This window comes from Bilifractor sp. LCP19S3_H10, assembly GCF_052119185.1.
In the GTDB taxonomy this organism is placed as follows: Bacteria; Bacillota; Clostridia; order Lachnospirales; family Lachnospiraceae; genus Bilifractor.
Window position 1 is genome coordinate 353,783 of the sequence record NZ_JBQKFT010000001.1, and the last position, 24,948, is coordinate 378,730.

Genomic DNA, 24,948 nt, shown 5'->3' on the forward strand with positions numbered 1-24,948 from the left:
TGTCTCCGCCCCGAAAAGCCCCGGAAGAATTGTCGTTAATGTGCAGAAAATACAAGTATTTATTCATTTTCGTTCTTTTCAGAATGAGAAAATGCAATTTATCTTTCGTTTTTAAGTTCTGATGTTCTTTCCATTGTAGTGTAAGCCGCTTTAATCTGTTTTATTCCGCTTCATAAGCAGCCTGCATCCATTTTATTCCACTTTATAAGCGGACTGCATCTGTTTTATTTCACTTCATAAGCGGACTGCATCCGTTTTTATTCCACCCACCACGATATCCGGATTCATCTTGTATTCACTCTTTTCGTGACTTATAATGCATGGTATAAGTCCGGCTGCGATATTTCTGATCCGCGGAGAGTCAACACAACGAGATCCAATAAACCAATATCATTTGTGGAGCAGCGTATTGCATGACGGTAACTTACTTCAATTGTGACAGATAACCTTACCTGCATAATTTATCTGCATAACAAAGGAGAGAACACTATGAAGACAATCGCAACATCCAATGCACCCGCTGCAATCGGTCCATACTCTCAGGCGATTGAGAGCAATGGTTTCATCTTCTGTTCCGGACAGATTCCGGTAGATCCCGCCACTGGCAATATTCCGGAAGGCATCGAAGCTCAGGCGGAGCAGAGCTGCAAAAACGTCGAGGCAATCCTTCAGGCAGCCGGATCCGGCGCGGACAAGGTAGTCAAAACCACCTGTTTCCTCGCTGATATCGCTGATTTTGCCCGCTTCAATGAGGTTTACGCGAAGCACTTCATCTCCAAGCCGGCCCGCAGCTGTACTGCCGTAAAGGATCTCCCGAAGGGAGTGCTCTGTGAGATTGAGGCTATCGCAGAGCGCTGATCAACGTGAAAAATGCTTAGTATCTCCCATAATCAAAGCATCGCTCCCTGCGGTGCCTTGCATTGAAAAGGAAGCCCACGGTTCAGGTTTAGAACCGTGGGCTTCCTTTATATTTGTGCAAACCGTGAATCGCTTCCGCGAACTCTGAAGCATTTACACGAATCACAGAACTGCTTCCAGACGAAAACGCACAGACGCAGCAAGTGCTGTTTTCATTTCGCGGCTTTGGCTTTGTCCTCAAAACGACTTGTCTTGAAGATAACCTCTTTATATCTCTTCAGAATCGAATACAGCAGAACACCGAATACGCCGCATCCAACCACCTCTCCGATTCCGACCGTCAGCATCATGAACGAAATCGGAAGATTCACGCCATAGGCAAACCGAAGCACAAACGGCACGATGATCGTATTCGCCACAATCGGCGGAAGGGTGCAGAGCACCGGATTTCTTCTACGAAGAAGCCGCGTTCCAACAGCTCCGATCAGCGTCGCAATGCTTCCAAAGATAATGTCCGGAAGAACAGCGCCTCCGGCAATGTTGCCGATCAGACATCCGACAAACAGTCCAGGTATCGCAGCCGGGGTGAAGACCGGAAGGATCGTCAGTGCCTCCGCGATACGGATCTGCACCTGGCCGAAGGAAAATGCGGAAAAGACATATGTCAGAACAACATATATCGCCGCGATCATCGCCGCCTGTGTCAGGGAAAGAATCCGGTTGTGTTCCATTCTTCCGCTCACCGTGCCATCGTGTGCCGCATGGATCTGACCTGTGCGGACATTTCCTGCTTGCGTCTGACCCGCGCATTCCTGTCCCGAATGGACATTTCCTGCTTGCGTCCCGTCCGCAGCGGCCTGTGCCGCTTCTCTGAATCCTGCCCTACTGAACTTCGTCTCGTTTTCTTTCATTATTATATTCTCCTTTAGTTTTGTTTATTACGTCAGGAAGGTCTCGAACTGACGCTGCTGAACCTGAATCAGCCCTTGCATTTTATCACAGCTTCCTCATAAGATGAAGAGGAAAGATCAACATTGCAAAAAAAAATGGTATGTATAATAATATCCATGTAATAGTCTTCGTGAAATTTTTTATATGCCAATCCTAAAAAAATTATTTTGATTCACTGGCAGGACGGGCTGATCAGTAGGAAAAAAGTTAGAAGAGAAGCCGATAAACAGGGAGGTTAACGATGAAAGACGGATTTATCAAAGTTGCTGCAGGAACACCGGATGTAACCGTTGGTGACTGCGTTGCCAATGCGGATGCGATCCTGGCACAGATCAGAGAAATGGAGAAGGCGCACGCGAAGATCATGGTGTTTCCGGAGCTCTGCATCACCGGATATACATGCCATGATCTGTTTCTGCAGGATCTCCTGATCGCAGAGGCAAGAAGACAGCTGAACCGGATCCTTCATGAAACGGAAAAGACCGATGCATTGATCTTCGTGGGCCTTCCGTGGGAGCTTCGCGGAAAGCTGTACAACGTGGCCGCCGTTCTGAACCGCGGCCGTCTCCTCGGCCTCGTCCCTAAGAAAAATCTGCCGACCTATAATGAGTTCTATGAGCGCCGGCAGTTCACGCCCGGACACGAAACCGTCGAGTGGCTTGGCTCGATGGTCCCCTTTGGCATGAATCTTCTCTTCTACTGCGAGGAAATTCCACGGCTGAAGGTCGCTGCGGAGCTCTGTGAGGACCTGTGGGTTCCCTGTCCTCCCAGCATCTCCCATGCAGCCTGCGGGGCAACGGTGATTGCTAACCTGTCCGCGAGCAACGAAATGATCGGAAAGGACACCTACCGGAAAAATCTGGTCTCACAGCAGTCGGCCAGCCTGATCTGCGGATACATCTACGCCTCCGCCGGTGAAGGGGAATCCACACAGGATCTGGTCTTCGGCGGCCACAATATCATCGCGGAGAACGGAACCATTCTGGCGGAATCCAGACGTTTCCGCAACGGTATCATCTATTCTGAGATAGACGTCAGCCGTCTCACGGCGGAGCGCCGCAGAACCAGCACCTACCCCGATTTTGAGACTGCGTCCGCCTATGGTGCTCAGGACGGGGCCTCCCTCGGAAAAACGGCAGTGCTCTCCAGTGCCATGCCTGTCGGAGCCTCCGGCTGGGTGCTCGGCAATCATGTCTGCATCCCCTTCCAGCTCCGGGAAGAGCAGACCCCGCTGACCCGCGCCTTTGCTCCGCATCCCTTTGTTCCGGAGGATCCGGCTACAAGGAACCAGCGCTGCGAGGAAATCCTGACCATACAGGCCATGGGGCTCAAGAAAAGGCTCCACCACATCCACGCATCGCACGCCGTGATCGGCATTTCCGGAGGTCTCGATTCCACGCTCGCCCTTCTGGTAACCGTTAAGGCATTCGACATGCTGAACCTTCCAAGGGAGGGCATCATCGCCGTCACCATGCCCTGCTTCGGCACTACTGACCGGACCTACCGGAATGCCTGCACCTTAATACGCGAGCTCGGCGTCACCTTCCGGGAAATCCGTCTCAACGAGTCAGTGACCCTGCACTTCCGCGACATCGGTCACGACATGAGCGTACATGACGTCACCTATGAGAACGGTCAGGCGAGAGAGCGGACGCAGGTACTCATGGACGTCGCCAACCAGGCCGGAGGAATCGTGATCGGAACCGGCGACCTCTCCGAGCTTGCCCTTGGGTGGGCCACCTACAACGGAGATCATATGTCGATGTACGCCGTGAACTGCTCCGTCCCCAAGACTCTTGTCCGTCATCTGGTCCGCTACTACGCGGACACCTGCGGCGAGGAAAAGCTCTCCTCCATCCTGCTTGATATCCTGGACACTCCGGTAAGCCCAGAGCTTCTGCCACCGGAAAACGGCGTGATCTCCCAGAAAACTGAGGATCTCGTCGGGCCATATGAGCTCCACGACTTCTTCCTGTATTATATGCTGCGTGCGGAATTCACACCCTCGAAGATCTATCGGATCGCCAATCGCACCTTTGCGGGAAAATATACCGATACCACAATCCTCAAATGGCTGAAGAACTTCTACCGGAGATTTTTCTCCCAGCAGTTCAAACGTTCCTGCCTGCCGGACGGCCCGAAGGTCGGTTCCGTCGCCCTCTCCCCGCGGGGTGATCTCCGCATGCCAAGCGACGCCAGCGCCCGGATCTGGCTGGATGAAATCGACGCTCTCTGTATCCCGGAGGAAAGCCTGGAACAATCTGTGAAAACCCACAATTAACCCGCTTGATCAGTCAGCCGGGTTGATGTTCCGGGCATCCATCCGCCATCCCGGATCGATTTTGCAGTGATACACAACAACCGGAACACTATCAGAGCAGATAATGTTCCGGTTGTTTTCGTTTTTTGGGTTGTTTTCGTTTTTTGGGTTGTCTTTGTTTTTTACGTTGTCTTCGGCCCTTTCGGTTCTCTTTGGTCCTTTCGTTATTTGGGCTTGTTACGATTTGCCATTCTGGAAGCTCTGGACTTTGTCGTAGACCCCCTGCATAGTCTGATCCAGCTCGGCGGTTACCCTTGAGCACTCCGTAAGTCCCGCGGACAAAGCCTTCATCTGTTCGTCGGAGAGCTTCTTTTTATAGCGAAGCTTATGCTCCAGACTTGCCCAGAAGTCCATCGCTATGGTGCGCAGCTGCACCTCTGCGCGCATCATTTTCTTGCCTTCTTCCGTGAAGATCGGAACCTCCACGATCAGGTGCAGGCTGCGGTATCCGCTGGGCTTCGGATCCTTGATGTAGTCCTTCCGTTCAATCAGTGTGATATCATCCTGCTCCAGAAATTTATCCGCCAGCATATAGATATCGTTCTGGAACGAGCAGATCACCCGGATTCCCGCAATGTCATCCAGATTCTCCTGTATAGAATCGATACTCAGAGGAAGATTTCTGGCGTGCAGCTTCCGCACAATGCTCTCCGGACTCTTGACCCTCGTCCGGATCGATTCAATCGGGTTCGCGTCATATTTTACCGAAAAACGCTCATTCAGAACCTTGAACTTCGTCTCAATCTCCATGCAGGCGCACTGGTAGTCCGCGAACATTCGCCGCATCGGCTCCATCTCCGCGTCCGCAAGGTCCAGGAACGCATCAAAGCTGATTCCACCGGCGGGGAACAGATTTCGTATCTCCTCCGGCACCGCCATTAACTTCATAATCTGTGAATCCAAATCACCCATAAAATCCCCCACTTCAAAATACCGGTAATTCTCCGCTATTGGTACACTTCGTTATTGATACACTCCATTATTGAACACTTCGCTATTGGTACACTCTGTTATTGAAACACTTCACTATTGAAACACTCCGTTATTGATAAACTCCGTTAATGGTAACCGTAAATGTAACCTCCTGTCCATTCAGATCCGAAACGCCGTAGTCCTCCGGGAAGGTTACCTGGATATCAAAGGTTTCCCCGACCTTGTGTCCCTCAACCTGATCCTCAAAGCCATCGATATATGTGCCGGATCCCAGAGTCAGATCGGTTCCTGCTCCGTTTGTGCTTCCGCCGTCAAATGCCTTTCCATTCAGATATCCCGTATAATCGATATTTACGGTATCGCCCTTCTGTACAACCGTTCCCTCCGTCGTATTCAGCGTTTCCTTCGAAGAAGCCGTTGCGGAGGAAGAAGCCCCTGCCGATGCTGTATCCTGTGATGTTGTCCCTGTTGATGCTGAGCTGTCGGAAGATGCAGCAGTTGTATCCCCTGTACCAGCCGCATTTCCGGTGCTGTCGGTGTTGATTGTGGTTACAATGTCCCCGGACGAAGACGAGACGCTGGAGCCATCTGCCTCCTTGCCGCCGAACAGACCACTGGTGGCAATGATTCCAATGGCAACGACTGCAATCACCGCAATCACGATTACAATCGGAAACACCTTCTTCGCCTTCTGCTTTCTCACTTCCGCTTCTCTCTGCTGCGCCCGGCGCTCCTGCGCCATTTTTCGATTTTCTTTTTTCATAAAAAATGCCCTCTCAATTGTTTGAATGATACAAACAATTATAGCGGGCATTTGTGAACATCATGTGTTTTTATTACTTGTCTGCTTTGATTGCATCTGTGGTGATGACAAACTTAACGGTTCCGTCCATTCCATTCGCGATTCCGCTGTAGTTCGTGTACTGCAGGTCATCAGAAGTGACAGCTTTCAGGCGATCTTCTACATCATCCAGATCATCAAGAGTACCGCCAATTCCGTCGGTGATCTTCTTGATTCCTTCATCGTTGTACTTCTTTGTGCCATCCTTCAGCTCCTTCGCGCCGTCAGTCAGCTGCTTCAGGCCACCGACTACCTGGCTGCTTCCGGAAGCAAGCTTGTCCGTTCCGGTAGAAAGCTGCTTCATGCCGGATTGCAGCTGCTGCGCACCGGAAGGAAGCGCTGCGAGTCCTTTGCTGAGTTTCTGTGCACCCGTATCAAGTGCGGAAACAGAGCCTGATAAACTAGCAACAACCTGCTTCGCTACTGATTCAGACGTCTGACTCGCCACCTGAGAAGCCATTGCCTGTCCAGACTGCTTCGCAACTGCCTGGAATGTCTGTGAGCCTACCTGCTGAGCAACAGTACCTGCCACCTGAGGAGCAACAGATGTAGCTGTCGTTCTGGCTACCTGAGAAGCAACTGACTTTACAGTGCTTTCCGCAACCTGGGAGGCTGTCTCACCGGCCGTCTGCTTTGCGGTAGCAACTGCCGTTTCTCTCGCAACCGCCGGAGCCGTCTGTTTCACTGCGCTGGCCGCTGCCTCTCCTGCTGCTTTTCCTACTATAGATGCCGGAATCTGTGTGACGGTCCCTGCGGCAGCAGATTGCGCTGCTGTCTCTGCTGCTGACTCAGCCGCAGCTGCCGCTGCATTTCCAGCTGCACTTGTCGCAACTGCCTGAACTGTCGATGATACAGACGGGGATATAGCTTGCGTGATAGTATCCGCACTGATTTGCGAGGAAAGCTGACTAACCTGGTTCGCGATAGCAGCATTAACATTTTGATTGATAGTACCTGCAATGGCTGACGCACACTGAGCTGCCTGATTCGCATTCATTCCACTTTGAAGCAGTAAACTTGTAATCTGATCATCAGAAACACTGTAAGAAATTCCCTGTGCCGCAGTTGCAAGCGTAGAGCTGACTGATTGTGCCACAGCGGTACCGATACCACTGGAAAGTTGGTTAGCCGCATTCGTCACATCAGCAGATCCAGACACTGCCTGACTAGCTTCCTGGCTAGCTTCCTGCTTAATTGCCTCTGCTTTTTTCTGAACCTCGCTTACTGCTGCAATCCCTGCCTGATTAGCCAGTGCCTGCAGACCAGCATCTCCTGACAGAGCATCCGAAGCAGCCTTAGATGCCTGGTCTCTCGCTGCTTCTGCACTTGCATCCAGATTAGCATTCACGCCCGCTACCGCCTGATCACCGATTTTCTGTTCATCAATGCTTGCTTCTGCTTTAGCTTTTGCCTGGTCTCCCGCTGCTTTCGCACTTGCATCCAGATTAGCATTCACGCCCGCTACCGCCTGATCACCGATCGACTGAGCCTGACTGTTGATGTTCTGAACCGCTGACTGTGCGGCCGTCTTTCCAACTTTCTCAGCCTGCTGCTTCATCGCACTGTTGTTACTCAGCTGCGCTCCAACCGTATCGCTTGCCTGCTTCGCTGCTGCTGAAGATATGCTGTTCAACGTTTTTGTATCACTGGAAAATCCATTTATTGCATTTTTGAATTTTGATGTTCCTTCTGCCAGAGCCTTTGCTCCACTTGCTGCCGAAGGTGCACTGGATGCCAGCTTGTTGACTCCCTCTGCTGCGCTGTCAATTCCTGACTTCAACTGACTGATGCCGCTGTCAAGCTCCCCGTATTTATCGTTCAGCTCTTTTACGCCATTGTAGAGATCGCTGGAACCGCTGACAAGTTTCAGTGTGTTCTCTTCGAGGTCATTGAGTTTGCCCTTAAGGTCATCCACGGATTTAAGATCCGAGAAATCGATATCCTGGAAGGCGTCGGTCAGCGCAACCGTGTAGGTGGAATCCATTGTGAAATCCTTGACGTCTGCAGTGATTTCCACACTGTCGGTAATATCGAAGTCATCGATTTTTTCGTCTACTTTACTGTCACTGCTCTTGCTGTCACTGTTCTTGCTGTCGCTGCTCTTGCTGTCGCTTCCCGCACTGTCCCTAGTCTGACTGCTGTCCGATGCGCTGTCCTTGTCATCAGAAGAAGCTGTGACACTTTCCGATTTTAATGCTGTCGCGTCTGAAGACTTCGTGTCGGAAGACGATGTTTCTGAAGTCGTTGTCTCATTAAGCTTGTCGGCATCATCCTTGGCGTCCTTCAGTTTATCCTTCAGGCTGTCGAGATCCAGATCATCCTTCAGTCCCGGCATACCGAATCCAAGGACAATATTTCTGCTTCCGTCATTGATAATCTTTCCGTTATCGATCGTCACATTTGAGAAATTCTCTCCGGGGAGGATCATTCCGGTCATCATGACGAAAGGTGTCTTCATGGTCTCGGTCTTGTCACCGACCTTTGTCTGCACACTGGTGTTGTTTGTGTACTGGATCTTGATCGTGAGCTTTCCGCTCTTACCCGCAAGATCCTTCGGCGCGATTTCCTTTCCGTCCAGATAGTATGTGAAGCTGACGCCGACCGGAAGCTCCTTGTCGGAGGTTCCCTGATAGTAGATGTCGTTTCCGTCGGAATCCCATACCATGGAATCACCGGAACCGGTATAGGTCTCATCGCCCTTTACATTCTGAATATCACTCAGGGAAGACGCATCCTTGATGTCTTTCTCACTTCCGGCTCCGACCAGCTGATCGGAGACCGTGATTTTCGATGTCTTCCCGTCTGCGTCTGCATTTACGTATACGGTTTCATCCTTTGTAACCTTCGATGAGCTGTTGTCCGCGGCAAAAACAGCCGATGCGGACGGTACGATTCCCATCATCGCCGCAATACCAACGGCTACCGTCTTATTAAAACTCTTTTTGATTACGATCTTGGCATTTCTGTTCATTTTTTCAGCCTCTCTTCTGTAGAACGCAGATCCTCATCGAACTGCTGAATCCTGTCTGTTTCACATCCTGTATTTTTTGTATATTAAATACTTGAATATCCTGTAATGTTCATGTCTTAGAATCCTTGAATATCCTGTGATATCTGTCTCTTGTGATTCAGGAATCCCCTGTGATTCTTATGTCTTGCGATCCCTGAATAATTTCTGTTACCCTTTGACTCCGGACCCTGACGTCTCGCCAGAGTCGGAAGGCTGTCCGGAATCGGCAGACTGTCCGGAACCCGAAGTTCCAGAACCCGGTGTTCCGTTCGAAAAATCCTGCGGACCGGAACTGCTGCCGGCGGTTGCTGCTCCTGCCGTCTGAACCGCTGCCTGGAACTGAGGATTTTTCCTCTGTGCAAATGCCGCCTTTCGGGCCTCTTTCTTCTTGCCGAGGAAGTCAATCGACGTCTTCACGATCAGCTTATCAAAGATCATAAACATTCCGGGCAGAACGAAGAGAACGGTCACCATACTGATCAGAGCTCCTCTTGCAAGCATCATGCAGATCGACTCGATGATATCGATGTTCGAATACATCGCGACTCCGAAGGTCGCAGCGAAGAATGCGGCACCGGAAGTAATGATGGATCCCATGCAGGCCCTGTGAGCAATCTGAACGGACTCTTTCTTATCATGTCCTCTCTGACGTTCCTTCTGATACCGGCTCGTCATCAAGATCGCGTAATCGACCGTGGATCCCAGCTGAACCGTTCCAAGCACGATGCTCGTCACGAAGGAAACCGATGTTCCCGTGTAGTACATGATTGCCATGTTGACGAAGATGGCAAATTCAATCGTAATCTCCAGAATGAATGGAAGCGAGAACGATTTGAATACCATCAGAATGATGAAGAAGATAATGAGCAGGGATGCGGAATTTACATGCATGAAGTCCACATTCGTGACATCCACCAGGTCATGCGTCAGCGGAGCCTCACCGATCAGCATCGCGCCGCTGTCGTACTTCTTCAGTATGCTGTTGATCTCGTCTATCTGCTTATTGACTTCATCAGAGCCTGTGTAGTAGGCCGTGCTTACAAACATCAGCTCATACTTGTCACTCTGCAGCATTTTTCTCACATCCGAAGGAATCATGGAATCCGGAACAGAAGAACCGACGAGCGAGTTCAGGCCCAGAACGTAGTTCACTCCGTCCACATCGTCAATCTGATTTATGATCGCCATCTTGTTCTTGACAGGTGTATCCTTGTCCATGACCACGATGTGCATCGTGCTGCTTCCGAAATCATCTTCAACCTTCTGCTGCGCCACCATGGACGGCAGGGATTTCGGAAGGGATCCCGACATATCGTAATAGTTCTTTACATGGTTGTTGCCGTACACCGCCGGGATAAAGAGCACAAGGAAAATCACAAGCCATACCTTATAGTGCTTCGTAATAAAATCAGACGCCTTGTCGAGTTTTCCGAGGAGCGGTCTGTGGGTCGTCTTCTGAATCGGCTTGTCGAACAGAAGAACCAGCGACGGGAGTACAGTGACACAGGTGAGCACTCCGAAGACAACGCCCTTTGCCATTACCAGACCCATGTCAAGACCGAGGGTAAAGGACATGAAGCACAGTGCGATGAATCCGGCGATTGTCGTCACCGAACTGCCGATGATCGATTTGAACGTATTGGCAATGGCATGTCCCATCGCACGGTTCTTGTCTCCGGGAAATCTTTCCTTATTCTCTCGGTAGCTTCCCAGAAGGAAAATCGAATAGTCCGTCGTGACACCCAGCTGCAGAACCGCGGCGACCGCCTTCGTGACATAGGAAATCGATCCGAAGATCATATTGGTTCCCATGTTATATATGATGGCAAAACCGATATCCACCAGGAAGAGGAACGGTACCAGGAAAGAATCAGTCAGCAGAAGCATTGCTGCCAGGCACAGGACTACGGCGATTGTGACGTAAATCGGGAGCTCCTGATTCGTCAGATCACGAAGATCGTTCATGACTGCCGTAATACCGCTGACGTAAGTGTCCTTTTTTACAATGGAACGGATCTGATCGACGGCTTCCATCGTGGTATCTGCGGATGATGTATCGTCGAACATGGCCAGCATCATCGTCGCGTCGCCCTTAAAGAACTTATCTCTGAGATCCTGGGGAATCATGTCCACAGGAAGAGAAATATCCGCGACATCGTCGTACCAGAGCACATCCTTTACATGAGGAACGGCCTCAATGTCTTTTTCAAGCTTTGCGACATCCTTCATGCTCTCGTTGTCCACGACAATCATCGAGAAGGAACCCATGCCGTATTCATCGACGATGATGTCCTGCCCTTTCATCGTATCCAGCGACTTCGGAAGGTATGTCAGCAGATCGTAGTTTGTCTTGGTGTGGAAATATCCATATGCTGCCGGAAACAGCAGGACAACCGCCAACAGAAGGATCAGCACTCTGTGTTTAGCGATCCACTTGCCTACTTTTATCATTTTTCTCTCAACTCCTTACCTATTGCTTCTGTCTCCTGCATCCAGTACAAAACATCACTTTCCTGTTGGATCCAGTACAAAACCTTTTTCCTGACATAGGGTATGGTAGTCCTTAAATGACCGTTGGTCAATAATTAGGTTTCACAAAATTTTCAAAAGCTCAAAATGAATATTGGTCATTTTTATGGTTGACCATTGGTATTTTCAGTGAAATAATAACTTCAATAGCCGTATATATATCTGTGATCAGTTAATGATTTCAGAAAGGATATGAATCATGAGCAAGGTAGATTTGAATAAACAGAACAAACGGAATTCCCTCCTGACGAACGCCTACGATCTCTTCGTCAATCAGGGTTTTAATAAAACAACCATTTCCGATATCGCCAAGCACTCCGGCCTGGCGAAAGGAACCTTTTACCTCTACTTCAAGGACAAGTATGACTTGCGGGATGAGCTCATCGCCCGCAAATCCGCGCAGCTTCTTCTGGAAGCCCAGCAGGCGATGAAGGTCCGCCCGGTTCCGATCAAGGGTCTGGAGGATTATCTGCTGGCGATGGTCGATTATGTCCTGAATTACCTGCAGCGCAACAAAATGCTGCTGAAATTCATCACCAAGAATCTTTCCTGGGGTATCTTCCGCCACGCCGTTGAAAAACAGACAAGCGGATCCACCTCAAACAATCTCGGAGAATTCTACGACAACTACCTCATGGCTCTGAAGGCGGACAACTATGAGTGCGACGACCCGGAACTGCTGCTCTTCACCATCATCGAGCTGGTGAGTTCCACCAGCTACAGCTGTATTATGTATGACTCCCCATGCAGCATAGAGGCATACCTGCCCCACCTGCACCAGACGATTCATCTGATTCTTGAGGGATATCGGCTGCCGAAGAAACAGGAGCAATAACGCGTTTTTTCTAAGATGGATGCTGAAAAATAAGGCGCCGAAAAGCCAGAGCCAGAATATAATATATCTCTTCAGACCGGCACCGGTGAGAACTATTTTCTGTAAACGAGATAAAACTCGCTGCGCGAGTTTTATCTCGCTATCGCGACGCTCGCCGCACACGAATACTTCGCATTCGGCTGCGGCTCACTGTTCGCGTAAAAAGCTCTCTTCTCCGCAAAGGATATCCTGTCCAGGCAGGATACCTTCCCCGCAGAGAAGAGAGCTTTTCTTTTTCTTTAGCAAACCACCGTTCCCCGCAAGTGGGCACCACATGCGATATAAGTCCCACTTTCCCTGGTCTGCCATTATTCTTATGTGCACCGCGAGCCATGTTCGACTGTGACTGCGGTATCGAGACGCTCCACATTCGACTGTGACTGCAACATCGAGATGGTCCGTCTGGGACCGGAAACCCGGCCCGTAAATTTGAAATCCCGTCACAGCATCGTGCGAATCTGCTGTCCCTTAATCCAGGAAGTTACATTCTCGAAAGCCATTACCGCTCTGCGGTCAATGGATTCTCTGGTATCAAAGCCCACATGGGGAGTGCATACCAGATTCGGCGCGCCGAGCAGCGGATGGTCTGCCGGAAGCGGCGGATCCTTCTCAAACACATCAATGCCTGCCTTGATTCTGCCTTTTTTCAGAGCATCCGCAAGGGATTCCGTATCCACGACGGGACCCCGAGAGGTATTGATCAAAATTGCCCCCTGCTTCATCTCGCCGATTTCCTTCTGCCCGATCAGTCCCTTCGTCTCCGCCGTCAGCGGTGTGTGTACTGAAATGATGTCTGCCTCCTGCATCACCTCATCCAGTGTTCTGTATTCCAGACCGAGATCAAGCGCCGCCTGCTTCCGGCTGCGGCTGTATCCGATCAGACGGCATCCGAACACCTTGAAAATCTCCGCGGCACGGCATCCGATCGCCCCTGTTCCGATGATTCCTACGGTACGGCCGGCGAGTTCGTGGCCCTGTAGCCCGGCCTTGCCCTTTCCGGCCTGAACAGCGTCATTGCACAGGCTGATATTTCTGAGGCAATCCAGCGCAAGACCTACCGCAAGCTCCGCTACTGCATCGTTGCAGTACCCGCCGGTATTGGATATCCGGACATTCTGCTCCCTGCATGCCTCCACATCAACATGGTCGATTCCCACAAACGCAACGGAAATGAACTTCAGGTTTGCGTCCGCCCGGATCACCTCGCCCGGAAGGGGGTGATTCGCGATAATCAGGACATCTGCCCCGCTGCTTCTGCGCTTCAGCTCCTCAACATCCGTAGAAAAAGTATCATAGGCAGAAAACTCATGTCCCTGCTCCGTGAGCGTCTCCGCCAGACGATCCAGCGTAACTCCGTCAATGCCAAGCGGCTCCATCAATACAATCTTCATTCTGTGCCTCCATTTTAAATATCCGCTGCGCTGCAAATACAGTGCAGCATGTAAGATTTCCACTGTCCGGAAGATTCGTGTACCTTCAATGATCCTGGTCTCTCTGAATTTCCACTTGAGAGATCGCACAAAAAGTATAGTCCAAAATCACTGAAAAGGAAAGAGTGTCGTGCCCTCTGTTAACCGGCACCGGTTTTTGTGATAAAATAACCGAAATGACAGAAACGATATCCCCACCGAAAAGATCTGATCGAAAGACAGAACCAACATCATCTCTGAAGAAATATAAAAGGCAGAACCCATATCATCTCTGAAGAGATTTATTCGAAAGGAAAACACCTATGATGCATTCAGACAATCACTCCGACAGACCAAATCCGGACCGTCCTTCCGGAGATGCAGCGCCGCACAGGCGCAGGCCCCATTACAGCGGCAAGTACCCGCGAAAGTATAATGAGAAATACAAGGAGCTGAATCCCGAGAAATACGGCGAAACCATTGAAAAGGTAATCCGCAAGGGAAGCACACCCGCGGGAATGCACATTCCAATCATGGTCGATGAGATCCTGGATGTGCTGAAGATCCGTCCCGGCATGACCGGACTCGACTGCACGCTCGGTTACGGAGGTCACAGCTCACGCATGCTGGAGAAGCTGGAGGGCACAGGTCATCTCTATTCGCTGGATGCCGATCCTCTGGAAATCCGAAAGACGGAGGCACGGATGCGCGCCAGAGGCTTCGGGGAGGATATTTTTACCCCGATCCACATCAACTTTGCGAATATCGATCAGGTCTCCGCCAAGTACGGTCCCTTCGACTTTGTTCTGGCGGATCTCGGTGTCTCCTCCATGCAAATCGACAACCCAGAGAGAGGCTTTTCCTACAAGACAGACGGTCCCCTCGATCTTCGTTTTGACCCGGAAAAGGGAGAACCCGCTTCCGAGAGGCTGAAGCAGCTCACGAGGGATGAACTCGCGGGGCTTCTCATCGATAATTCCGACGAGCCATATGCAGAGGAAATCGCCGATGCTGTTCAGCAGGCACATCGTCGTAAACGCCCGCTGGAAACCACCACGGACCTTCGCCTTCTGATCGAGGAGGCGCTGACGCAAACCCGTCAGCTTCGCCATTCGCCCAGGGACGAACAGGACGAAGCAGTGAAAAAATCCTGCGCCCGGGTCTTCCAGGCACTCCGCATCGATGTGAACAGTGAATTTGAGGTTCTCTATGCATTCCTGGACAAGCTGCCCTCCGTGCTGAAACCCGGAGGCAGAGCTGCCATTCTCACCTTCCACTCCGGTGAGGACCGCCTCGTCAAACAGTCCTTTAAGCAGGGCGCCCTTGACGGCCTGTACACCGAAGTCAGCCGGGATGTCATCCGTCCCTCCCGTGAGGAATGCTACCGGAATCCGAGAGCACACTCCACAAAGCTGAGATGGGCGATCCGTTAATCCGGTATCCGGCTTTCACGCGTCCATTTTACACGCATACGGTTTCCGAACCCTCATTTTTCGCGTATCCGGCTTACGCGCGTTCATTTTACGCACATACGGTTTTCGCACCTTCATCTTTCGCGCATTCAGCTTTCGCACGCCCATTTTTCGTGCATTCACATATTCATGCCCATCCCTACGACAGAAGAAGCGTCCGGCACATGCCGGACGCTTCCTCTGTTTTACTGATATGTCTCACTGATATATCTCAGTTTGCCTCAGAAGAACTTGTAACTGTGGCGTCGCTGTCCATTGCGGCCTTTGTATGGCTTACATAGATCTGCTCGATATCCGGAATTCTTCCCATTCCTTCGAGCTGAGCATCTACGCTGTCAAAGAAGCCGGATGCATTGAACTGGCTCTTCCAGGAATCAGAATCATCGCCTGCCATATCGTTATTCGCATGATCACCTGCTACAACCATCAGATCACGCAGAATTACCTTCTTGTATCCCGCGTCATGTACCTTCTGGATAACCGCGGAGCACTCGGTATCTGCCGGCTTGCCCTCAACGGTTCCGATGAATACGTTCTTGTAACCGAGATCATTCATTTCTGTCTGCATCTGATCATAGGTGATATTCGCCTCATGAGAGGTTCCGTGACCCATGAATACAAACGCTGTTCCGTCAGCGGCAGCCGCGTCAAGGCTGTCATATCCTGCCTTCTCTACCGCTGTAGCAGTAAGAATCTTTGCGACGTTCTGCTTGTCCTCGTTTACTACGCTCGTGTCACTTCCTACCTCACCCAGAAGCGGCTCAGCGATTTTCACGGAATCAAATTTATCCGCGTATTTGCTGACGGTTTCTGTCAGCTCGTCATACTCCGCACCATGCATCAGATGGGTCGGCTGAATCAGCAGATTCTTCACGCCGTTGTCCACCGCTCTCTGAAGTGCCTGATCCATGTTGTCGATCACCTCATTATCACGCGCCTGAATGTGATTGATGATGATCTGCGCCGTGAATGCACGTCTTACAGACCAGTCGGGATACGCTGCCTGGAGAGCCTTCTCGATTCCGCCGATATCCTGCACACGGCTGTCATTATAGGAAGTTCCGAAAGAGCATACAAGAATCTCGTTTTCTCCGATTCCGTCCTCGTTGAGCGGATCATCCTTGGAGGCATCGCCGGTATCTCTTCCGAAATAATCCGGATCTGCAAACTCTCCCTCTACCAGAGCCTTCTGTGTATCCGTCAAAGCGTCCCAGGCCTCCTTTGCCGCCTTGCAGTCCTCGTCCGTAGTGTCTGTTCTCTCCTGCACATAGATCTTGTCGATCAAAGCGGCTACCTTGTCCGCTGCTGCCTGATCCGCAGATACAGAGGAGGAAGAAACCGTCTCTACTTCTTCAGAAGAAGAGGCTGCCTCTGTAACCTCCGCTGTCTCTGAAGACGTGGAAGATGCACTCGAAGATGCTGCGGATGCTGACGATGCTGCGCTGCTTGCGCTGCCACATCCGGCAATCATGGACCCGGTCAGAACCGCGGTGCATAATAATGTTACGACTTTCTTTTTCATCATGTTTCTCCTTTTTGTAGAATAATCTATATCAAGGGGCAAAACGCCCTTCGATACCATAGCACAGAACATAAACGAGATAAAACACGCTGCGCGAGTTTTATCTCGCTATCGCGACGCTCGCCGCACACGAATACTTCGCATTCGGCTGCGGCTCACTGTTCGCGTAAAAAAGAGTGACCGCCTTCTCAGAAAGCAATCACTCCGTATCTGCATATAAAAGAAACATCTGCTGAAATCCCGGATCCTCCTGACGGTCACGCTCCATCCAAAGAAACGGTATCCATAACCGCACGCCAAAGAGCGCATATCTGCAAACCAGCCGGATCACACCAGAACTCACTGATGCAACCATCAATATTCTTATGCAAACAGACTCTGCTTTCATCGGAAGCAAATCTATCGTCTTCTCAGCAGGTTTCCTGACTTGCAGCTCAAATGCCTTCCTGCGCCTTCTCATACTCCGTTGACCGGAATACAATGGACAATGCATCTGGCTCACTGCTTACAGTGACCGGATCGTTCAGGTATTTCACCTGATTCCCTATTACCCTCCATAAAAGCGGCACTGAAAAGATATGTTTTAAAGACTTTTTCTATTATATGAAATCAATTACAAAATGTCAAATCGATCCAATAAATGATTGACCGGAAATCATCTTCTTCAAAAACCGGATATGCTCCGGCTCTGTCCCGCAGCAGCCTCCGACAATCCTGGCGCCGGCATCTGTCAGCATCTTCATCTGAGACGCAAAAGCTTCCGGCCCGAGACTGTAAATCGCATTCCCCTTCTCGTCAATCTTCGGCATTCCCGCGTTTGGCTTCGCGATAATCGGAATACTGCAGTTCTTAGCCAGATATCGGATGATGCTCTCCATCTGATCCGGTCCGCTGCAGCAGTTCAGTCCCACTGCTACGGCGCCCATCGCCTCCAGAACGGCCGCGGCATCAAAGATATTTCCGTCAAAAAAGCACTTTCCATCCGCGTATACGGAAAACGTGCACATCACCGGAAGATCACAGACAGACGAAACCGCATCCAGCGCAATCGAAGTCTCATCCGCCGACATCATCGTCTCGATTACAAAGAGATCCACGCCGGCATGATACAGAATCTCTGCCTGTTCCCGATAGATCTCGAAAATTTCCTCATAGCTGGCATCTCCGCCAGCGGAATCCGGCACCATTCCCGTAGGTGCCATATCTCCCGCTACCAGAACACGGCCCTTCGACACCTCCTGTGACAGCCCGAGCAGCTTTTTGTTCATCTCTTCGGTCCCGTCCGCAAGTCCGAAACCGCCCAGAACCTTCCGGTTTGCGCCAAACGTCGGCGCGTAAATCACATCCGCTCCCGCTTCGATAAATTCTCTCTGAAGATTTTGAAGCACCTCCGGATGCTCCAGAACCCAGGCCTCTGTGCTGATTCCCTTCGGCATCCCGCGCAGCGTCAGATTTGTGCCTGTTGCTCCATCAAGACAGACGATCTTGCTATCTGTAAGTTCCCTGAATTCAGTTTTGTTCATGATTAGCCTCACTTTATAGACATTGTGGTGCCCCGCTTACAGGCAGTCGATAGATGATGAACGAGATAAAACACGCTGCGCGAGTTTTATCTCGCTATCGCGACGCTCGCCGCACACGAATACTTCGCATTCGGCTGCGGCTCACTGTTCGCGTAAATAAACGCCCAAAGATACATTGCGCCACAAACTTTTAAGCTGCGGATTGCTCCGTGCTTCGCATTCCCGCAATCCTGCAGGTATTCGCATTCTCACATTGCCTCGCCGCTTCTGTGCCGCTTATACCATGTTTTTTACGACATGTCCGTTTACTTTCGAAATTCCTCCGCAAGTCTCCGGATATATGCCGGGGTAGTTCCGCAGCATCCTCCGATCACCGACGCTCCTGCGGACACAAGTTTCTTCATGGACGAAACGAACTGGTCCGGACTGATTTTGTAGACCATCTGCCCATTTGCGCCCCTTTGCGGCAGTCCCGCATTTGGCTTCGCAACAATCGGAATATGAACCATTTCGGAGACAGATGAGATCATTTCTTCCATCCCATCCGGGCCATCACAGCAGTTAATGCCGTAGGCATCCGCGCCTGCCTTCTCCGCAAGCGGCCCGCCCTCGAAAATATCTCCGCCGTAATAGGCACTTCCGTTTTTTCGCACCGTGAGCGTACAGATCACCGGAGAGGAGCATACGGATCTGACTGCTTCTACCGCAGTCACCGCGTCGAGCACGGCCAGCATACTCTCCACGGCAAAAAGATCACAACCCGCTTCATACAGGACCTTTGCCTGCTCACGATACGCCTCAAACATTTCCTCCCGGCTCCCGTCTCCGCCGTATTCCTTCAGAATCATGCCCGTGGGCGCCAGATCGCCGGCGATCAGAGCCTTTCCTTCTGACGCGTGCCGGGAGATTTCGAAGAGTTTCCGGTTCATCTCTTCTGTATGTTCCGCAAGACCAAATCTCTTCAGCATAATGCGGTTCGCACCAAAGGTCGGTGCATAAATGATTTGAGAACCCGCCTCCACATACTCCCTCTGAAGTTTTTCCACATCATCCGGATGTTTCAGCGCCCACTCCTCCGTGCAGCATCCATGAGGCATCCCCATGCGGTAGAGATTCGTTCCCATTGCACCGTCCAATATAACGATGCCCTTCTGTGTCATCCGTGTAAAATCATTCTCTGTCATAATTCCTCTATTCATTGAACGAGATATATGCGCTCTAAAAGGTTCCTCCATAACTGCAGCATTTCCATTACTACAACTATTACTATCGCTGCAACATAACCACAATTACAACCATGATAATGCAACAGCCTGAAATCCTGCAACAATTACAGAAAAACCTTACAAGGTGTAGGTGAGCCCCTTCTCCTCCAGCATTCTCCGCATATCCTCAACGGACCACGAGGTGATCTCACCGTTTTCCCGGCCTCCAAGTGCTTTTCCGTTCACTCGGATCTTTCCATCTTCCTTGGCCAGAACCGACCACATATTCTTCAGAAGCGCGTCGGAGGTCTTCCTGCCGATCCGTTCCTCGCGGGAGCGGGCCTTCAGGTAAGCCCAGGATTCATAAGGGAGAAGGATTGTCTTTTCCTCATTCATGTCTGAAATCCTTTCTTCAATAATCATGCGTCAATATAATGCATCGATGACATCATCGATATTAATCCATCATATTCCATACAAATATTTTCTGCAAGCAGTGAAAGAAAGTCCGGCCATATATATTAGAATTGACTAATCGTGTGACAAAATGATAGTATCTACAAAACACAAAACCGTGAGGGAGTAGTTGGCATGGGCTGTGACTGCGGAAATTGATGGACCGCGGATACTTATCTTATCCCATGCAGCAAGTCAACATACTGGCCGTTTCGGCCTGGCTTGCTTTAATCGGCGAGACTCATGTAAGCGATGTTGCTGTACATGGGTCAGACTGCAGGTATATACGCCCGGGTACAGCGCGAACTGTATCCGGGCGTTTTTCTGATGGGATGAAGAGAAACAAAAACGGCCGGACGGATAGAAATGAGGAGTGGAAGTCAGGATGGGAAGTATGATGAGCTTTATCTTAAACAGTATCTTACTCGGGGTGGGTCTGGCAATGGACGCCTTTTCGGTATCGATTGCAAACGGGCTGAACGAACCCGGGATGTCCAGGAAAAAAACCTACTGGATAGCTGCATGCTATGCATTCTTTCAGTTCGCCATGCCGATGATCGGATGGTTCTGCGTACACACGATTGCGTCATATTTCAAGGTATTTCAGAAATTCATTCCCTGGATTGCGCTGGTTCTTCTTCTGTATATCGGAGGTCAGATGCTGTTCGAGGGAATCCGGAGGATAAAAAATAAGTGTGAAGAAAATCCCGAAAACTGCGGATGCGGAACAAAAACAGTCCTAACCAGGAAAACCCTGCTCATACAGGGAATTGCGACCTCCATCGATGCACTTTCCGTAGGCTTTACGACAGCACGGTACGGAACAGCAACTGCTTTCTCGAGCTCGCTGATCATTGCTGTTGTAACATTCGTGATCTGCATGATCGGACTTCTGTTCGGGAAAAAATTCGGTGAGAGGCTCTCGGAAAAGGCAACGATACTGGGCGGTATCATTCTGATCGCAATCGGAATTGAGATCTTCGTGACAGGGATCTGAACGCATCCATTATCATGTATTTTAACTAATAATTTATATAGAATCCGTGAATTGTCCGTCAAAACATATATATTTTCCGCCAATTATGGTATAATAACAGGGTGAGTAACCTGATGATAGTTTTTATTGCGGAGGAAAAACTATGCTGACGAAAAGAGAAAATTTTTTGGAAACCATTCATGGCGGAACACCGGATCGTTTTGTGAAACAGTATGAGGCGTTGTCCTTTGTCATGAACACACCTTACGTGAATCAGTTCCCGATTATGCCTGCGAAGCCGGGGGACCCTGCGGTGAAATGTGGCTGGGGCTATTACAATGCCTGGCCGGAAGGACAGCCCGGCGCATTCCCGATGCACGATCCGGATCATCTTGTATGTCCGGATATCACAGAGTGGAGGCGTTACGTGAAAGCTCCGGAGCTCAATTATACCGCCGAGGACTGGGAACCAACGGTCAAGGCTGCGGAAGCTGTAGACCGCAACGAGACAATGGTTACCGCATTTATGGCTCCAGGCCTTTTTGAAATGCATCATTATCTCTGCGATGTAGAACCGGCCATGATGAATTTCTATGAGGAGCCGGAGGCGGTTCATGATCTGATTGACTATATTACAGAATGGGAACTGAAATACGCGGAGCAGATCTGTGATTATATGAAGCCGGATGTCATCTTTCATCATGATGACTGGGGAACACAGAGATCCACATTTATCAGTACCGATATGTTCCGGGAATTTTTCCTGAAACCCTATCAGAGAATTTACGGATATTTCAAGGAGAGAGGCGTCCTCGTTATCCATCATAACGACTGTTATTGCGCGCCATTTGTTCCCTCCATGATTGACATGGGAATTGATGTATGGCAGGGCTGCATGTCTGTCAACAATCTGCCGCAGCTGGTAAAAGAATATGGTGAAAAAATATCCTTCATGGGCGGAATTGATAACGGCAAGGTTGACAAGCCTGACGTGACACAGGAAGAGATTGCAAAGGAGACAGATCAGCTTTGCAGAGACTGCGGAAAGCATTATTTCATTCCGTGCACAACGCATGGCCTGAATTTTTCTGTTTTCCCGCAAGTTTATGGAATGGTAGACAAGGAAATTGATAAAATGAGCAGGGAGATTTTCGGATAACCTCTGCATCTGAGAAAAACAGACATCAAAAATTTAGGCCGGCAGCCCAGGTAACTGCCGGCCCTCGATGTGTCACAGTCTTCTGACTGTGACAGACCTCACCATCTCATTTTCGAATTCCGGAAACCCGTGCCTTCATGATTCTCTCACGCTCATCTAACACCCGATCAGCAAGCTGATCGGCATCCTCATCGGTGATCTCCTGCGGTCGGGTCCGAACCATAGAGGTATGATGTCCGTTGATCTCAAACTCCTCCGGATTGTCCAACTCCTCCTCCGGGATCGCCAGAACAGTATCATCTGTGCAGAGCGCGTAGACCGTGTAGATGCCCGTTCCCTCATCCATACTGATAAAATCCACGATTTCTCCGTGCTTCCACTCCTGCCTGTGCATTACAAACCAGTTGATCACCTTGTTGTTGGTATCCTCGATGGCAAGGTCCGCCATCATTCCGTTATTTACGATCCACATCGTATTCTCATGAAATGCCTTCATGGCATCCGATATATGACTCATTGATTATCCCTCTCTTCTCTTTAACCTGTCAGCAATGCAAAGTCATCCAGATAACATTAAAGCCTGTTCTCAGGTACACATTCTCATTTGCATTACAAAATGCTGCCTTGACGCTCTCTTGTTCCTGAAGGAAGGTGGTGTCAGGTGATCGATATCCCCGGAAGGAGAAGCAGCAGAACCGTCACCACCAGAAATCCATCCAGCAGTATCAGTGCAAACGCGATCCAGCGCCAGATTACAATGTGATCCTTCCCCTCCAGCTTTGCCCTTCCCAGAAATATCCACGACATAATTGAGCACGCCAGTCCCACAAACGGACTGATCAAAAGCGTCAGCATCGCAATATATGACGCGGTCACTGAATAGGCGATGACCGTATCCAGTATCATCATAAAAGCATCTGCCAGGACAAGCATCGCCGCGACTCCCATAAATATTTTTCCCTTTTTCAGATTACTCATACCGTCCCGCTCCGACTTTTCTTCTCTCCATCCTGCAACGCAGCACTTCCGTAACAGCCGCTGCACGGACTATTCGACTTATCATTTGCTATTCCTGCAAAAACCTTGTACTGACCCTGTCCACAACACCTATATAGCAATCAATGTTCAATCTCTGGCCTCAGCGCCTATATGACAACCACTGTTCAATCTTTGTCCACAGCACCTATATGGCAATCAATGTTCAATCTCTGGCCTCAGCGCCTATATGACAACCACTGTTCAATCTTTGTCCACGGCGCCATATGGCAACCGAAATACGGACTCTGTACCGCACAAACGAGATAAAACACGCTGCGCGAGTTTTATCTCGCTATCGCGACGCTCGCCGCACACGAATACTTCGCATTCGGCTGCGGCTCACTGTTCGCGTAAATAAAGCCTTCCACCATTTTACCGGCAGAAGGCATCTTCGTCAAATATTAAGTTCCGGGGTATCCACGTCTTCCATCATTTTTCTTCCCGCTGTTCACTCGATTCCGCCCGGATTTTTCTTCTCATACAGAAATCTCTCTGGAAGACTGATGTGGAATCCCTTTGCCACCTCACGGAAATTCTCCGGGGTGATCGTCTGGCGTTTCACCGGGGTCACAGCCAGAACCTTGAGAAGGATCTCTGCAGACTTCTCAACGGTGTGCATCAGGCCGAATGTCAGGTCGAAGTCCTCTCCCGAGCAGAACATCCCGTGGTGTGCCCAGATCGCGACATCATACTTCTCCATCAGACGGCTGGTCGCGACGGCGATCTCTCTTCCTCCCGGAACCATCCACGGCACGACACCTACGCCGTCCGGAAAAACAACCGGACATTCTGTCGCGGACTCCCAGAGCTCCCGTGTGAAGATTTCATCCTTCAGTGGAAGTACAAAGGTGAGCGCGATGATGTTTGTGGTATGCGCATGGTAGATCACACGATGTCTTCCGTTTGTCACTCTCTTCTTCACTTCATGGTTCATCATATGTGCAGGAAGCTCGCTGGTCGGCCGTCCGCCTTCTACAAGGCCCCAGCGGATCCGGTAATTCTCTCCCTTGTCATCCAGCTCAATGATCGCAAGGCAGGCCTCCGGGTCTACGGCAATATTCCGGAAATATTTTCCGCTTCCTGTGATCAGGAAAAATTCCCCGGCAAGGCCGGGAACGCTGGTCCCGATCGGTGCCCAGTCTGCGTGATCATTCAAACGCGGCCGAATCTCCTCTACCTCAGACGGTTTCAGACGATAGGAAAGATTTCCACCGTTTCTCTCATGCCATCCCTGCTTGAAACCGTCATCTGCCATCTTCACAAATCCACGGACAAATTTTGTATCAAGAATTTTCATAAAATCCCGCCTCCCCATCATGCGGCACTTTCTGCCGCTGCATTTTAGTCGTTTTATGTGGTATTTAAATGTTGTTTTTATTGTTTTTATGCCTATATGATAGTTATATTCTTTGTTTTTGTCAATATAATCGCGTTGTTTTGTGTTGTTTTTGTTGGTTTGCCTTATTTTTCGGGATAGATACGATTTGTTTTGGTTAATTTTCCATTTTTACCGCCACATTTCAATCTGCGACTAGTCATTTATTGCAATGTTCCTTACAAAAAAATGAGTTGCTCTGGTCCCACCCGGTAACGAAAGTAACCCTCCTCAAAATCCGGCATCCAGCTTTCCGGACACACAAAAAGGAGCCGCTCCAGCATGCGGCTCCTTTTTATAGGAAGGAGAATCGGTATGCGCCCTTTCCAGGCTCACATACCTCATATGAAAAAGAAACAATGATAACAAGTGCCTTGTATATTTATTTGTTTCTATGCTTAACAGTATAAAGCTCAAATGTGATGAGACCTTGTTCCGCCCGTTAATAAATTGAAAACAAAATATGAACATACTGTATAAGCTCTTCGAAAACGCAG

General features: G+C 50.0%; 19 protein-coding genes and 1 riboswitch. Of the genes, 6 read left to right on the forward strand and 13 right to left on the reverse strand.

Annotation, left to right across the window (positions count from 1 at the left end; genetic code table 11):
- The first annotated feature begins 489 nt into the window (after positions 1-489).
- Positions 490-858, forward strand: coding sequence for a RidA family protein (locus ACTQZS_RS01475; RefSeq protein ID WP_441099722.1), 369 nt, complete (start codon positions 490-492; stop codon positions 856-858).
- 212 nt (positions 859-1,070) lie between these two features.
- On the opposite strand, the gene ACTQZS_RS01480 is transcribed toward ACTQZS_RS01475, so the two are convergent.
- On the reverse strand, positions 1,071-1,589 hold the full coding sequence (locus ACTQZS_RS01480; RefSeq protein WP_441474316.1) for a QueT transporter family protein: 519 nt from the start codon (positions 1,587-1,589) through the stop codon (positions 1,071-1,073).
- A gap of 461 nt (positions 1,590-2,050) precedes the next feature.
- On the opposite strand from ACTQZS_RS01480, the gene ACTQZS_RS01485 reads away from it, so the two are divergent.
- Positions 2,051-4,090 carry an NAD(+) synthase gene (locus tag ACTQZS_RS01485; protein WP_441474235.1) on the forward strand — a complete coding sequence of 680 codons (2,040 nt, stop codon included), beginning with the start codon at positions 2,051-2,053 and terminating at the stop codon, positions 4,088-4,090.
- Positions 4,091-4,306: 216 nt separating this feature from the next.
- On the opposite strand, the gene ACTQZS_RS01490 is transcribed toward ACTQZS_RS01485, so the two are convergent.
- The 4 genes from ACTQZS_RS01490 to ACTQZS_RS01505 all read right to left on the reverse strand — a co-directional run bounded on the left by ACTQZS_RS01490 (position 4,307) and on the right by ACTQZS_RS01505 (position 11,364).
- The gene (locus tag ACTQZS_RS01490) at positions 4,307-5,041 is read right to left on the reverse strand and encodes a GTP pyrophosphokinase (protein WP_441474236.1); all 735 of its coding nucleotides are present in this window, start codon (positions 5,039-5,041) and stop codon (positions 4,307-4,309) included.
- Positions 5,042-5,171: 130 nt separating this feature from the next.
- Positions 5,172-5,825, reverse strand: a complete 654-nt coding sequence (locus tag ACTQZS_RS01495) for an FKBP-type peptidyl-prolyl cis-trans isomerase (protein ID WP_441474237.1) — start codon at positions 5,823-5,825, stop codon at positions 5,172-5,174.
- Between the two features lie 73 nt (positions 5,826-5,898).
- Positions 5,899-8,874, reverse strand: a complete 2,976-nt coding sequence (locus ACTQZS_RS01500; protein ID WP_441474238.1) for a hypothetical protein — start codon at positions 8,872-8,874, stop codon at positions 5,899-5,901.
- 207 nt (positions 8,875-9,081) lie between these two features.
- The gene (locus ACTQZS_RS01505) at positions 9,082-11,364 is read right to left on the reverse strand and encodes an efflux RND transporter permease subunit (protein ID WP_441474239.1); all 2,283 of its coding nucleotides are present in this window, start codon (positions 11,362-11,364) and stop codon (positions 9,082-9,084) included.
- Positions 11,365-11,641: 277 nt separating this feature from the next.
- Between ACTQZS_RS01505 and ACTQZS_RS01510 the strand changes: the two genes are divergently transcribed.
- Positions 11,642-12,277, forward strand: a complete 636-nt coding sequence (locus tag ACTQZS_RS01510) for a TetR/AcrR family transcriptional regulator (protein WP_441474240.1) — start codon at positions 11,642-11,644, stop codon at positions 12,275-12,277.
- A 479-nt stretch (positions 12,278-12,756) separates the two neighbouring features.
- Here ACTQZS_RS01510 and ACTQZS_RS01515 read toward each other — a convergent pair whose 3' ends face one another.
- On the reverse strand, positions 12,757-13,707 hold the full coding sequence (locus tag ACTQZS_RS01515; protein ID WP_441474241.1) for a 2-hydroxyacid dehydrogenase: 951 nt from the start codon (positions 13,705-13,707) through the stop codon (positions 12,757-12,759).
- A gap of 344 nt (positions 13,708-14,051) precedes the next feature.
- Between ACTQZS_RS01515 and rsmH the strand changes: the two genes are divergently transcribed.
- A complete protein-coding gene (gene rsmH, locus ACTQZS_RS01520; RefSeq protein ID WP_441474317.1) occupies positions 14,052-15,158 on the forward strand; it encodes a 16S rRNA (cytosine(1402)-N(4))-methyltransferase RsmH in 1,107 nt (368 codons plus the stop codon).
- Positions 15,159-15,408: 250 nt separating this feature from the next.
- Here the strand turns inward: rsmH and ACTQZS_RS01525 are convergent, their stop codons facing one another.
- From ACTQZS_RS01525 to ACTQZS_RS01540, 4 genes are all read right to left on the reverse strand, one after another.
- A complete protein-coding gene (locus tag ACTQZS_RS01525) occupies positions 15,409-16,719 on the reverse strand; it encodes a sirohydrochlorin cobaltochelatase (protein ID WP_441474318.1) in 1,311 nt (436 codons plus the stop codon).
- A gap of 395 nt (positions 16,720-17,114) precedes the next feature.
- Positions 17,115-17,307: riboswitch (cobalamin riboswitch) on the reverse strand.
- A 35-nt stretch (positions 17,308-17,342) separates the two neighbouring features.
- The gene (locus ACTQZS_RS01530) at positions 17,343-18,242 is read right to left on the reverse strand and encodes a homocysteine S-methyltransferase family protein (protein ID WP_441474242.1); all 900 of its coding nucleotides are present in this window, start codon (positions 18,240-18,242) and stop codon (positions 17,343-17,345) included.
- 305 nt (positions 18,243-18,547) lie between these two features.
- A complete protein-coding gene (locus ACTQZS_RS01535) occupies positions 18,548-19,426 on the reverse strand; it encodes a homocysteine S-methyltransferase family protein (RefSeq protein ID WP_441474243.1) in 879 nt (292 codons plus the stop codon).
- Between the two features lie 159 nt (positions 19,427-19,585).
- The gene (locus ACTQZS_RS01540; protein WP_441474244.1) at positions 19,586-19,843 is read right to left on the reverse strand and encodes a hypothetical protein; all 258 of its coding nucleotides are present in this window, start codon (positions 19,841-19,843) and stop codon (positions 19,586-19,588) included.
- Between the two features lie 445 nt (positions 19,844-20,288).
- Here ACTQZS_RS01540 and ACTQZS_RS01545 point away from each other — a divergent pair, with 445 nt between their 5' ends.
- Complete coding sequence (locus tag ACTQZS_RS01545) at positions 20,289-20,900, forward strand: manganese efflux pump MntP (RefSeq protein WP_441474245.1); 612 nt, start codon at positions 20,289-20,291, stop codon at positions 20,898-20,900.
- A 142-nt stretch (positions 20,901-21,042) separates the two neighbouring features.
- Positions 21,043-22,038, forward strand: coding sequence for a uroporphyrinogen decarboxylase family protein (locus ACTQZS_RS01550; RefSeq protein WP_441474246.1), 996 nt, complete (start codon positions 21,043-21,045; stop codon positions 22,036-22,038).
- 106 nt (positions 22,039-22,144) lie between these two features.
- Here ACTQZS_RS01550 and ACTQZS_RS01555 read toward each other — a convergent pair whose 3' ends face one another.
- From ACTQZS_RS01555 to rhaD, 3 genes are all read right to left on the reverse strand, one after another.
- Positions 22,145-22,555, reverse strand: a complete 411-nt coding sequence (locus tag ACTQZS_RS01555) for a hypothetical protein (RefSeq protein WP_441474247.1) — start codon at positions 22,553-22,555, stop codon at positions 22,145-22,147.
- 140 nt (positions 22,556-22,695) lie between these two features.
- On the reverse strand, positions 22,696-23,016 hold the full coding sequence (locus ACTQZS_RS01560; protein ID WP_441474248.1) for a hypothetical protein: 321 nt from the start codon (positions 23,014-23,016) through the stop codon (positions 22,696-22,698).
- Positions 23,017-23,524: 508 nt separating this feature from the next.
- A complete protein-coding gene (rhaD, locus tag ACTQZS_RS01565) occupies positions 23,525-24,373 on the reverse strand; it encodes a rhamnulose-1-phosphate aldolase (protein WP_441474249.1) in 849 nt (282 codons plus the stop codon).
- Positions 24,374-24,948 lie beyond the last annotated feature (575 nt).

Coding starts and splice junctions, on each gene's coding strand:
- ACTQZS_RS01495 (WP_441474237.1), bottom strand. CDS start 5,825: ATGAAAAAAGAAAATCGAAAAATGGCGCAGGAGCGCCGGGCGCAGCAG.
- rhaD (WP_441474249.1), bottom strand. CDS start 24,373: ATGAAAATTCTTGATACAAAATTTGTCCGTGGATTTGTGAAGATGGCA.
- ACTQZS_RS01505 (WP_441474239.1), bottom strand. CDS start 11,364: ATGATAAAAGTAGGCAAGTGGATCGCTAAACACAGAGTGCTGATCCTT.
- rsmH (WP_441474317.1), top strand. CDS start 14,052: ATGCATTCAGACAATCACTCCGACAGACCAAATCCGGACCGTCCTTCC.
- ACTQZS_RS01530 (WP_441474242.1), bottom strand. CDS start 18,242: ATGAACAAAACTGAATTCAGGGAACTTACAGATAGCAAGATCGTCTGT.
- ACTQZS_RS01535 (WP_441474243.1), bottom strand. CDS start 19,426: ATGACAGAGAATGATTTTACACGGATGACACAGAAGGGCATCGTTATA.
- ACTQZS_RS01500 (WP_441474238.1), bottom strand. CDS start 8,874: ATGAACAGAAATGCCAAGATCGTAATCAAAAAGAGTTTTAATAAGACG.
- ACTQZS_RS01560 (WP_441474248.1), bottom strand. CDS start 23,016: ATGAGTAATCTGAAAAAGGGAAAAATATTTATGGGAGTCGCGGCGATG.
- ACTQZS_RS01475 (WP_441099722.1), top strand. CDS start 490: ATGAAGACAATCGCAACATCCAATGCACCCGCTGCAATCGGTCCATAC.
- ACTQZS_RS01555 (WP_441474247.1), bottom strand. CDS start 22,555: ATGAGTCATATATCGGATGCCATGAAGGCATTTCATGAGAATACGATG.
- ACTQZS_RS01550 (WP_441474246.1), top strand. CDS start 21,043: ATGCTGACGAAAAGAGAAAATTTTTTGGAAACCATTCATGGCGGAACA.
- ACTQZS_RS01485 (WP_441474235.1), top strand. CDS start 2,051: ATGAAAGACGGATTTATCAAAGTTGCTGCAGGAACACCGGATGTAACC.
- ACTQZS_RS01480 (WP_441474316.1), bottom strand. CDS start 1,589: ATGGAACACAACCGGATTCTTTCCCTGACACAGGCGGCGATGATCGCG.
- ACTQZS_RS01490 (WP_441474236.1), bottom strand. CDS start 5,041: ATGGGTGATTTGGATTCACAGATTATGAAGTTAATGGCGGTGCCGGAG.
- ACTQZS_RS01515 (WP_441474241.1), bottom strand. CDS start 13,707: ATGAAGATTGTATTGATGGAGCCGCTTGGCATTGACGGAGTTACGCTG.
- ACTQZS_RS01525 (WP_441474318.1), bottom strand. CDS start 16,719: ATGAAAAAGAAAGTCGTAACATTATTATGCACCGCGGTTCTGACCGGG.
- ACTQZS_RS01540 (WP_441474244.1), bottom strand. CDS start 19,843: ATGAATGAGGAAAAGACAATCCTTCTCCCTTATGAATCCTGGGCTTAC.
- ACTQZS_RS01545 (WP_441474245.1), top strand. CDS start 20,289: ATGGGAAGTATGATGAGCTTTATCTTAAACAGTATCTTACTCGGGGTG.
- ACTQZS_RS01510 (WP_441474240.1), top strand. CDS start 11,642: ATGAGCAAGGTAGATTTGAATAAACAGAACAAACGGAATTCCCTCCTG.